Source organism: Agrococcus versicolor (assembly GCF_039531815.1).
Lineage (GTDB): Bacteria > Actinomycetota > Actinomycetes > Actinomycetales > Microbacteriaceae > Agrococcus > Agrococcus versicolor.
This window is the reverse complement of record NZ_BAAAQT010000008.1, coordinates 3,890-14,953: the sequence shown is the minus strand read 5'-3', so window position 1 is coordinate 14,953 and position 11,064 is coordinate 3,890. Positions and strand designations below refer to the sequence as shown.

Below are 11,064 nucleotides of genomic sequence, written 5' to 3'. Positions count from 1 at the left end.
GCAGGGCGGCTCAGGAGGCCAAGGTCTCGGCTCTTCTGCGTCGCACCGCGACGATGCCGAGGATCGGCCCGATCGACGCCGCAGTCACGGCGAGCAGGGCGATGCCGATCGCGAGCGCGAGGTCGCCGGGGCGCTCGTCGGGCTCGGGCGGGATGTCGAGCGTGGGCGTCTCGCCCGACGCGGTCGCGACCGCCTCGGGGTCGAGTCGCGACACGGCGGCGACGGGGTCGACCACGCCATGGCCGATCGACGGATCGACGGTCACGCCCTCCGCGAGGGGCATCGTCGACGCGTCGGCGGTCGCCATGAGGCGCTCGCCCACCTCGGCGGCCGTGAGCTCGGGTCGCTCCGCGCGCACGAGCGCCGCGGCGCCCGCGGCGTAGGCGACGGCGAGATCGCCCTCGTCGCCCGTCACGTGGCCGCCGCCGTCGGGCACGGCGCCCACGAGCCCGCCCGAGGGTGCGGCGAGGTCCGGCTCGGCGCCGAGCGCCGTCGGCTCCGCCCCGCCGTCCTCGTCGAGCGGCGCGACGGCGAGGACGCCGTCGAGGCTCGCCGGGTAGGCGAGGGCGTCCATCGTCGGTGCGCTCGCCGCGGCGACGACGACCACGTCGGCCGCGATCGCCGCCTGCACGGCGGCCTCGAGCTCCGCCGAGCTCGACGACGCCGTGATCGGGATCGCGATGACGCGGGCGCCGCCCTGCACGGCCGCCGTGATGCCGCCTGCGAGGAGTCGCGGGAGGTCGCCGGTGAAGGCGACGTCGTCGGGGTCGCTCGTGACGCGCACCGGCAGGATCGTCGCCCCGGGGGCGATGCCGACGAACTCGGTGCCCTCCACGGGGCGACCGGCGATGAGCGAGCCGACGAACGTGCCGCGCCCGAAGCAGTCGACGTCGCCCGTGCCACCGGAGAGATCCGTGCCCGGCAGCACGGCACCCTGCAAGGAGGCCGAGGTCGCGCTCACGCCCGTGTCGAGCACCGCGACGACGACGTCGCCCGTCGTGCGCGGCCACGCGCGCTCGGCGCCCATGCGCTGCTGCCCCCACGACGCGCCCTCGATCACCGGCGAGCCCGCGGATGCCGCGCACGACTCGGCGAGCGCCGACGTCGCGTTCGCACCGGGCAGGAGGATGCTCGCGGCGACCGCGAGCACCGAGGCCGATGCGAGGACGCCGCCGCGACCCGTCCGGAGGCCGAGGCGCGGGCGTCCGACGGTCCCGGCTGCGGGAGCCCTCCGCATCCCACGCTCGAGCGAGCCGCTCATGCCGGCGGCTCCGTCCAGCCGATCTGCAGCGCGGCGCCGCCGCGGCGCGTGAGGAGAGACGCCCGGCCGGCCGGCAGCGGCCTGCCGCGCCCGGGCGTGAACGTCAGCGGCTCGGAGGCGGGCAGCGAGAGCGTGAGCTCCGGCGTGTTCGACTCGTGCAGCCTGCGGATCACGGCATCCATCGCCGTGCGGCTCGAGCCCGCCCCGGCCCTCGCGACCACGAGGTGCAGCCCGATGTCGCCGGCCTGCGGGATGAGCTCGACGAGCGGTGCGAGCGGCCCGCCCATCGTGCCGAGCAGCAGGTCGTAGTCGTCGACGAGCACGAAGAGCTCCGGCCCGCTCCACCAGTCCCGCCTGCGCAGCTGCGAGGGCGTGATGTCCGCGCTCGGCACGCGCTCCCGAAGCTCGGCGACGAGCCGCGCGACGACCTGCTCGGTCGCCGCCGTGGAGAAGGCCGTCGCGAACTGGTACTCCTCCGGCACCGACTCGACGACGCCGCGCCGCGGGTCGATGATCGCGATCCGCACGTCCTCGGGCGAGAGCGCCGCGACGACGCCGTTCGCGATGAGCCGCAGGGCGCCGGTCTTGCCGCTCGCCGAGTCGCCCACGATGCTGAGGTGCGGCTTGGCGGCGAAGTCGTGCCACACGGGCTCGAGGTCCTGCTCGCCGTGCCCGAGGGCGATGCGCGGGCCGGGCACCGTCGGCTGCGGCAGCAGCGCGGCGTCGAGCACGGCGGGCAGCATGCGCACCTGCGGCGCCGCCTGCCCGCTCCACGCCTCGTCGACGGCCTCGGCGAGGTCGCGGGATGCCGCGGCGAGCGCGTCGACCGTCGTGCGTCCGTCGATCCTCGGCACGCCCGCGAGGAAGTGCATGCCGTCGGAGGTGATGCCGCGGCCGGGCAGCTGCGGCACGGTCGCCGCCTTGCGCATGCCGTGCACCGAGTCGATCGGGTCGCCGAGCTTCAGCTCGACGCGCGTGCCGAGCTGGTCGCGCAGCGAGCTGTGCACGTCGGTCCAGCGGTTGGTGGAGATCATGACGTGCACGCCGTAGGCGAGGCCCTGGCGTGCGATCTCCCGCAGCGCCATGTCGTGCTGCTCGAACTCCGCGCGCAGCGCGGCCCAGCCGTCGACCACAAGGAACACGTCGCCGAACTGCTGCTCGGCGAACTCGCCCGCCGCACGACGCGCACGGTACTCGGCCATGCCCTCGAGCGATGCGTCGGTGAAGAACTGCTCGCGATCGCGCAGCAGCGTGCTCACCTCGGCGATCGTCCGCGCCACCTGCTCGGTCTGCCTCCTGGTGGCGACGCTGCCCACGTGCGGCAGCCCCTCGAGGGTCACGAGCCCTCCGCCGCCGAAGTCGATGCAGTAGCACTGCACCTCGGCGGGCGTGTGCGTGAGGGCGAGCGCGCTCACCATCGTGCGCAGCAGCGTCGTCTTGCCCGACTGCGGCCCGCCGGCGATGCCGACGTTGCCGCCGGCGCCCGCGAGGTCGATCTCGTACAGCTCGCGCGTCTGCTCGTACGGCTTGTCGACGACGCCGATCGGCACCGTGAGGTGCCCCGTGCCCGTCCAGCCGATGGCGTGGAGGCCGCGATCGGGATCGGGGAGCAGCGGTGGCAGCAGCTGGTCGAGCGTGGGCGGGTCGGCGAGCGGCGGCAGCCACACCTGGTGCGCGGGCGGGCCGAAGCCGACGAGCCGGTCGACGATCATCGACATGACGCTCTCGTCGCCCTCGGGCTCGACGGCCGCGGGTGGGAGGACGACGGCGTCCTCGATCGCGGGCGGCCGCGTCTCGTCGACCGCGGGCGGTGCGACGCGACCGGCGCGGAACACGACCACCTGCTGGCGCACCTCCTCCTGCCGCTGCTCGCGCGTGCGCCTCCGATACGTGCCCGACACGTACGCGGCCTTGAAGCGCGTGAGCGTCGCGACGTCGCTGCGCAGGAACCCGTTGCCGGGGGCGTTGGGCAGCTGGTGCGCGTCGGGCACGCCGATGACGCTGCGGCTCTCCATCGCCGAGAACGTGCGCAGCCCGATGCGGTACGACAGGTGGCTCTCGAGCTTCGTCATGCGACCGTCCTCGAGACGCTGGCTCGCGAGCAGCAGGTGCACGCCCAGCGACCGGCCGAGGCGGCCGATCATGACGAAGAGCTCGGCGAAGTCCGGGTTCGAGGCGAGCAGCTCGCTGAACTCGTCGACGATGACGAAGAGCGTCGGCATCGCCTCCAGCGGAGCGCCAGCGAGCCGAGCCTTCTCGTGCTCGAGCAGCGAGCTGTAGTTGCCGGCCGCGCGGAGGTACTCCTGACGCCGATTGAGCTCGCCGGCGAGGGCGTCCTGCATGCGCGTCACGAGCGTCGCCTCGTCGGCGAGGTTCGTGATGAGCGCGGAGACGTGCGGCAGCTCGTCGAGACCGAGGAAGGTCGCGCCGCCCTTGAAGTCGACGAGCACGAAGTTCAGCGTCTCCGACGAGTGCGTCATCGCCATCCCGAGCACGAGCGTGCGCAGCAGCTCGCTCTTGCCCGAGCCCGTCGCGCCGATGAGCAGCCCGTGCGGTCCCATGCCGCCCTGCGCCGCCTCCTTGATGTCGAGGTCGACGGGATGCCCGCGCTCGTCGACGCCGAGCGGGATGCGCAGTCGCGAGCGGTCGAGGTCCTCGCGCATCGAGCCCGCGGGGGACCAGAGGTCGACGTCGTCGATGCCGAGGAGCGTGGGCAGCTCGAAGTCGGAGACCATGGGCTCGCTCGCATCCGCCGAGCGGCTGCCCGCTCGGTACGGAGCGATGACGCGCGCCAGCGCCGTGGCCGCGGCGACGCTCATGGCGTCGGGCGCGCACAGGGCCGTGCGCTGCACGCCCTCGGTGCGGTCGCTGCGGAGCATGTGCACGACGTCTCGCTGCACGTCGAGCAGCAGGCCCGACGTGTCGGTCTCGTCGACCTCGATGCCGAGCGTGAGCGTGGTCGTGCAGCGGTAGCCGGCCGCCGCGAGGCGCGAGCCCACCGGCGGCGCGACGCCGTCGAGGATCACCAGGTGGTACGGCTCGTCGGCGGTGGGGGAGGCCCCGGGCTCGAAGCGCGACCGGCCGCTGAGCTCGGCTTCGAGGAGGTCGGCGAGCTCGCCGACGTCGTCGCCGAAGAGTCGCGTCGAGCCCGCGCCGTCCTGGCTGCTCGGGTGCTGCGCATGCGGCAGCCACTTCACCCAGTCCCAGTCGGCGGCGCGCTCGGGCGTCGTGCAGATCGCGAGCCGCAGCTCGTCGGGCGCGTGCGCGGTGACCGCCTGCGCGACGACCGCGCGCACCATCGCGCGCGCCGCATCCTCGTCGCCCATGAGGCGGATGTCGGCGAGACGTCGCAGGAAGAGCGACACCGGCAGCTCGGGCACCGAGCCGTGCACGGCGATGAACCGTCGCAGCGCCCTCGCCGACAGCGGCTCGAGGTCGGCGATCGGCTTCGTCGACAGCGGCGTGATGCGCTGGCTCAGGTTGTGCGATCCCGTGCCGATGCGCAGCTCGCCGAAGTCGCCGTGGCTGCCCCGGCGCTCCCACAGCCGCGCCGTCATGGCGAGGTTCGACAGCGAGGCCGGATCGGGGTGCCGCCAGGTGAGGGAGGCGCGCTGCTGGGCGGCGGCGCTGCGGACCTTGCCGCGCACCTGCCCGAGGTAGCGCATGAAGTCGCGTCGGTCGCCGCGCACGGTCGTGCGGCGCTCGGCGGCGGCGCGCGTGAGCTGCACGAGCACCATGAGCACCGCGAGGCCGAGCATGCCGAGGAACAGCCCGACGGCGAGCGCCGGATTGCGCTGCCCGAGGAAGACGAGCATCATCACGCCGCTGATGAGCATCATCGGCACCATCATGAGCATCGCGAGCGGATCCTTCGGCTGCAGCTCGGGCAGCGAGGGCGGCTCCTGCAGCTCGATGTCGCCCGAGGGCAGCTCGGGCGGCTTCTCGCGCTGCTGCCTGCGGAATGGGATCGTGCTCATCTCGGCTCTCCTCGATGCGAGTGCGTCATCCAGCCCACGGCTCCGACCCCCTCGGGCGGTTCATCCTCGCGGCGGATCCGGGGTGGGCTAGGCGCGGCGCCTGGTCGTGGCGCGCGGGTGGGGGTCGTCGAGAGGTCCAGATCTGGACCGTTCGACGGCCCGGTGGTCCAGATCTGGACCATTCGGCCGCGGATCGTGACCGGTCGGCGCGGATCGTGACCTCCCGGCGCGGATCGTGACCGGTCGGCGCAGGTCGTGACCGGTCGGCGAGCAGAGGGCCGACGGATCGAGGCGCTCGATGAACCCGCCACGCACCACCGCGCGTGTGCCTGGCATGACCACGCTCGAACAGCGCATGGAGACCAGCCCGACCCCCGCGGCGGCGACGGAGCCCTCCGTCGCGGCGGCCGGCGCCGGGGACATGTGCCGGCTGAGCGTCGTCGGGCCGACCTCTCGCGTCGAGCTCGCCGTGCCCTCGCACATCCCCATCGCCGAGCTGCTGCCGACCATCGTCGGGCACCTCGACCCCATGCTCGCCACGCGCGGCCTCGACCACGGCGGGTGGGTGCTGCAGCGGCTCGGCCATCCTCCGCTCGACGAGGATCGCGGCACCGCGGCAGCCGGGCTGCTCGACGGCGACGTCCTCTACCTGCGGCCACGATCCAGCGCGCTCGCGCAGGCGCAGTACGACGACCTCGTCGACGGCGTGCAGACCGTGCTCGACGCACGCGAGGACGCCTGGACCGCCGCGTGGACGCGGAGGGCCGCGCTCGCCGCCGCCGCCATCGCCTGCGCCGCCGCGATCGCGGTCGCCGGCGCGACCGGCTCGGCGACGCCCATCGTCGCGGGCGCCCTCGCGCTGCTGCTGCTCGCATCCGGCGCCCTCGTCGGCAGGCTGTGGGACGACGGGATCGGCTCGGTCCTCATCGGCAGCGGCGTGGTCGCCGCGGCGCTCGCCGGAGCCGCCCTGCCCGCTGCGCTCTTCCCCACGGCGGCCGCGACGCCCCTCGCGGCAGCGGCCGTCGCCGCAGCGACCACCGGGGTCTCGGCCGGCGCCGCCGCCTACGCGCGCGGCGGCATCCGCCCCGTGCTGCTCGCCACCGCAGGCGCCGCGATCGTCGTGGTCGTCGGCCTCGCCGTGCCGCTCGCGCTGCGGCTCGACCTCGTCGCGGGCGCCGCGATCGTCGTGCTCCTCGCCCTCGCCGTCGCCCGTGCGATGCCCGGCCTCGCCGCATGGATCGGCGGGCTCGGCGTCGACCCCGTGCCGCTGTCGTCGAAGGAGTTCCAGACGGGCCTCGACGCCGTGCCCGCCGCCGAGGTGCAGCGGTCGGCCACCATCGCGCACGAGACCGCCACCGCCATGTGGGCGGCATGGTCGACGGTGCTGTGCGCCGCGATCTGCGTGCTCGCCCTCGACGCCGACTGGGCGAGCATCGCCCTCGCCGTCGCCGCGAGCCTCGCCGTGCTGCTGCAGGCACGCGAGCTCCACGCCATGCTGCAGCGCGGCGCGGCGCTCGTGGCCGCGACCCTGCCGCTCGTCGCGCTCGCCATCGCGCAGGCCCTCCGGCTCGACATGCCCTGGCAGATCCTCGTGGCCGCGGGCCTCGTCGTCGTCGCTGCCCACGCGTGCGTCGCCGCGCTGCTGCTGCCGCGCAGGCGGCTCGCGCCGACGTGGGGGCGGGCGGGCGACGTCCTGCACTGGTGCTGCGCCATCGCCGTGCCCGCGCTCGTGCTCGCCGTCGCCGGGCTCTACGCCTGGATCGCCGATCTCGTGTGAACCCTCCACGGCAGTCTCGTCGTGGTCGAAGTGAGCCAAGGGAAGGAGGGACGACATGTACGGACGACGTGACCTCGTGGATGCGCACCTCTTCCTGCGCGGCCGCCTGTCGGCCGCCGTGCTCCGCTCCGACCCGGACGCCCCCGACCGCCCGCTGCGCCGCACCAGCACGGGCATGGGCATCGGCATCGCCGTCGCGGCCGCCGCGCTCGTGGTCGTCGTCGTGCTCAACATCTTCCTGTTCACGACGAACGACGCCTGGCGGGACGAGCCCGGGGCGCTCCTCGTGGACGAGGGGACGGGCAGCCGCTACGTCCTCGTCGACGGCACGCTGCATCCCGTCATGAACCTCGCCTCCGCCGCGCTCCTCGTCGGCGGCCCGCCCACCGTCATCCAGGTCTCGGGCGACGACCTCGCGTCGGTGCCGCGCGGCGAGGCGATCGGCGTGGAGGGCCTGCCCGACGAGCTGCCGACGCCGCAGGGCACGCAGCCGACCTGGACGGCGTGCGTCGCCGCCGACGGCACGGCGCTCGCGATCGGCGACGCCTCCGCCGCGACGCCCGTCGGGGACGACGAGGCCGTGCTCGTCACGGTCGCCGACGAGCTCTGGCTCGTGTGGGACGGCGTGCGATCGCTCGTCGCCGGCCCGTGGGCCGCGCGGGCGCTCGGCTTCGAGCCCACCTCGGCCGTGCCCGTCGAGGCGGCATGGCTCGACACCATCCCGAGCGGCCGGGACCTCGACCTGTCGGCGCTCACGCTCGGCGGCGCGGGTCCGGACGTCGCGGGCGAGCCGACGACGCTCGGCCAGGTCGTCGACGCCGAGGGCGACGGCACGCGCTACGTCGTGACCGCCGACGGCCTCATGCCCGTCACCGAGACCGTCGCCGCGCTGCTCACGGCCGAGCAGGACCACGACCTCCCCGACCCGCGCACCCTCGCGCCCCGCGACCTCGTCGCGACGCCCGTGACGGATGCCGCCGCCTGGCAGGCCGAGCTGCCGCAGACGACGCCGACGGCCATCGCCGCCGACGACGCCCCGTGCTCCGTGTGGGCCGAGGGCGAGACGACCATCGCGACGGTCGAGGCCGTCTCGGTCGCCGATGCCGCGGGCGCGGTCGCCGTGGAGCCGGGCTCCGGCCTCCTCGCCGCGACCGCCGCCGCACCGGGCGTCGGCGGTGCCGGCCTCTACCTCGTGGCCGACGACGGCATCCGGTACCCGGTGTCCGACGCCGCCACGGCCTCGGCCCTCGGGCTCGACGCCGACAGCTCCCCCGCGGTTCCCGCAGCGCTGCTCGCGCTGCTGCCGACGGGGCCGACGATCGCGACGTGAGAGGAGATCCCGACGACGCCCGCATCCGGACCCCAGACCATCCTGACCAGCACTCACCCCTGAGAACACCCACGAAGAAGGAGAACACCATGGCAGAGCTCACCGGCTTCGAAGCCAACACGCTTCGACAGATCATCAGCCGCACGATGGAGCAGGTCTCCGCGATGGAGGCCGCTCGCGGCCGCGTCGAGGACGCGACGCAGACCATCGCATCGGCAGCCCAGGCGCAGGCGGGCACCGTGCTGCGCACGCGCCTCACCGAGTGGCAGAGCGAGTACAGCGACATCAAGAACCGGCTCGACGTCCTCAACACGCAGGTGCAGTCGCTGCTGACCACCCGCTCGAGCACCGACGAGTCGACCGCGTCCAGCGCGGCGGCCTGACCCCACCACACGAAAGGAACACGACATGTCCTTCAACGTCGACCTCGTCCAGTTCGAGGTAGCCAACCAGTCGCTCCACAGCTCCTGCCAGGAGGTCGAGCAGATCCTGCAGAACATCTACGACACCATCCGACCGATGGGCGAGGCCCAGTGGGGCCGCTCGCTGCCGGTGTGGGGCGAGCTGCAGCAGCGCTGGAACAGCGAGTACCAGGAGGTGCAGCAGGCGGGCCTCAACATCAAGGACGCCGCGGTGCGCGTCCGCGAGGAGTTCTTCGACGGCGACGTGCGAGGCGCGGCCGTCTTCAGCTGAGCCCGTCGGGATGCCCGCCGCACGGCGGGCATCCCGCGGCTCCTCGAGAGGAGATCACCATGGCAGACGACGGCACGCGGGTCGCATTCGACCGCGAGCAGTACAAGAAGGTGCAGGCGCTCGTCGCGAACGTCGCGACGACGAACGACGACGCGCTGCACGGCGCCGACGGCTACTCGATCGGCTCCGACCTCCGGGCGCAGCCGACCGAGGCTCGGTGGGAGGTGGCCGTGCAGGTCGGCAACGACGTCTCGACCCTCGCGGGCGAGGTGCGCTCCTTCACCGAGACGTTCACCGAGAAGACGCTCCCCACCTTCCAGGACCAGCTGGAGAAGGCGGAGCAGCTCTTCGAGGAGACCGACGACCTCAGCACCGCCGACGCCTCGGGCACCGGCAAGCGCTGACGCACCCGCACGACACGAACCCCCTGCGAGAAGGAAGACACGATGGCGGACGACGAGACGACCGACGGCTCGGGCACGCACGGGTCGGACGGCGCAGGGGGTTCGGCGAGCGGCTCGACGGCCACGGGCGACATGGGCCTCGAGGCGCTGCTCGCGCTCGTGACGGGCGTCGAGGACAGCCGCGTCGCCACCGTGCTGACGCAGCTCGAGGACGGCAGGACGGGGTGGATCACGGGCACCCCGGGTGGCGACGACCGCGACGCGTGGTCGCCGAACATGCGGTACGGGTACTACCACTACAAGGACAACGTCCGCTCGTACGAGCTCATCAACAACCCGGAGCCGATGCAGCAGTTCGGCGACTCGATGGGCGCGCTCGGCAGGAACGTCGCGCGCGTGACGTCGGACAGCATGCCCGGCCTGAGCGCTCGGCGCGCCGAGACGGCATCCGCCCTCTTCGCGACCTTCACGCAGGTGACGGCCACGAATGCGCAGGACATCTCCGCGCTCGCGACGGCGCTCGGCGCCGACGACTCGTCGATCCGAGGATCCGCGGCGGCCGCGCTGCTCGCGCAGCTGACGGCGCAGCAGAAGTCGCTCGAGGCGATGCACCGCCAGCTCACCGACGACGGCGGCGTCGCCCCGAGGCTCCAGGTCGTCGCGGATGCCGTGCGCACCTTCATGGCCTCGGTCGGGAGCACGTGGGATGCCCACCGCGCGGAGATCGGCAACCGCGCGAGCCAGGCGAGGTCCGCGGTGATGGAGGACATCGTCCGCTACATCGAGGAGGCCGACCAGGCATGGCGCGCGGGCGGCCGGGGCAGGAACGGCATGACGGTCGAGCACGCGAAGGGCGTGTACGCCGCGTACACGTTCGCCGACCGCGCCGGGATGGCGCCCGCGGGCTTCGGCGGCGTCGGCGGCGACCTGCACAGCCAGTCGACGTACGGCACGATCAACCGCGCGATCTCGCAGACGGTGCGCGACGCGATGGCCACGGCCGCAGCCGAGGTGTTCGCGGCGCAGCAGACGCTCGAGACGGCGATGCGCTCGTCGCTGCGCACCTTCAAGGGCATGCAGGATCCGACCGCCCTCGTGGAGGACACCTCCGCCGACTACGCCGGCGGCGGTGGCGTGGGCGGCGATGGCGTCGGCGGCGATGGGCCCGGCGGTGGCGGGGACTTCGACTTCGGCGGCGGTGGCGGCGACGGTGCCGGCGGCGACGTCGGAGGCGGCGGTGGCGGTGCCGGCGGCGAGTTCGGGGGCGGCGGCGCGGGCGACCTCGGTGGCGGTGGCGGCGATGGTGGCGGCGCGGGCGACCTCGGTGGCGGCGCGGGCGACCTCGGTGGCGGCGGCGCAGGCGGCTTCGGCGGTGGCGACGGCGTGGGCGGCGACGTCGGTGGGGGCGCGGGCGGCGACCCTGCCGGTGGTGGCGCCGGAGTCGGTGGCGATGCGGGTGCTGTCGGCGACTTCGCCGGTGGCGCGGGTGCCGTCGGCGGCGGCGACGCCGGTGTCGGCTTCGGCGGCGGAGGCGCGCTCGGCGGTGGCGGCGCGGGCGGCGACCTCGGCGGCGGGGGAGCGGCGGGCGACTTCGGCGGCGGCGGTGGCGCGGGCTCGCTCGG

Annotated in this window: 8 protein-coding genes; 6 read left to right on the top strand and 2 right to left on the bottom strand. The window is 74.2% G+C overall.

What is annotated here, in order from left to right; all coding sequences use genetic code 11:
• Positions 1-10: 10 nt before the first annotated feature.
• Positions 11-1,261, bottom strand: coding sequence for a S8 family serine peptidase (locus tag ABD249_RS12520; RefSeq protein WP_344344065.1), 1,251 nt, complete (start codon positions 1,259-1,261; stop codon positions 11-13).
• A complete protein-coding gene (gene eccCa / locus ABD249_RS12515; RefSeq protein ID WP_344344063.1) occupies positions 1,258-5,238 on the bottom strand; it encodes a type VII secretion protein EccCa in 3,981 nt (1,326 codons plus the stop codon). Before eccCa ends, ABD249_RS12520 begins: the two co-directional genes overlap by 4 nt.
• Positions 5,239-5,572: 334 nt before the next feature.
• Here eccCa and eccD point away from each other — a divergent pair, with 334 nt between their 5' ends.
• The 6 genes from eccD to ABD249_RS12485 form a co-directional block, all read left to right on the top strand.
• A complete protein-coding gene (gene eccD / locus ABD249_RS12510; protein ID WP_344344061.1) occupies positions 5,573-7,015 on the top strand; it encodes a type VII secretion integral membrane protein EccD in 1,443 nt (480 codons plus the stop codon).
• A 55-nt stretch (positions 7,016-7,070) separates the two neighbouring features.
• Positions 7,071-8,345, top strand: coding sequence for a type VII secretion protein EccB (gene eccB, locus ABD249_RS12505; RefSeq protein WP_344344059.1), 1,275 nt, complete (start codon positions 7,071-7,073; stop codon positions 8,343-8,345).
• 89 nt (positions 8,346-8,434) lie between these two features.
• Positions 8,435-8,728 carry a hypothetical protein gene (locus ABD249_RS12500; RefSeq protein ID WP_344344057.1) on the top strand — a complete coding sequence of 98 codons (294 nt, stop codon included), beginning with the start codon at positions 8,435-8,437 and terminating at the stop codon, positions 8,726-8,728.
• A 25-nt stretch (positions 8,729-8,753) separates the two neighbouring features.
• Complete coding sequence (locus ABD249_RS12495) at positions 8,754-9,038, top strand: hypothetical protein (protein ID WP_344344055.1); 285 nt, start codon at positions 8,754-8,756, stop codon at positions 9,036-9,038.
• 59 nt (positions 9,039-9,097) lie between these two features.
• The gene (locus tag ABD249_RS12490) at positions 9,098-9,442 is read left to right on the top strand and encodes a hypothetical protein (RefSeq protein WP_344344053.1); all 345 of its coding nucleotides are present in this window, start codon (positions 9,098-9,100) and stop codon (positions 9,440-9,442) included.
• Between the two features lie 42 nt (positions 9,443-9,484).
• Positions 9,485-11,064 (top strand): hypothetical protein (locus ABD249_RS12485; RefSeq protein ID WP_344344051.1); only part of this gene is annotated, 1,580 nt, incomplete at its 3' end.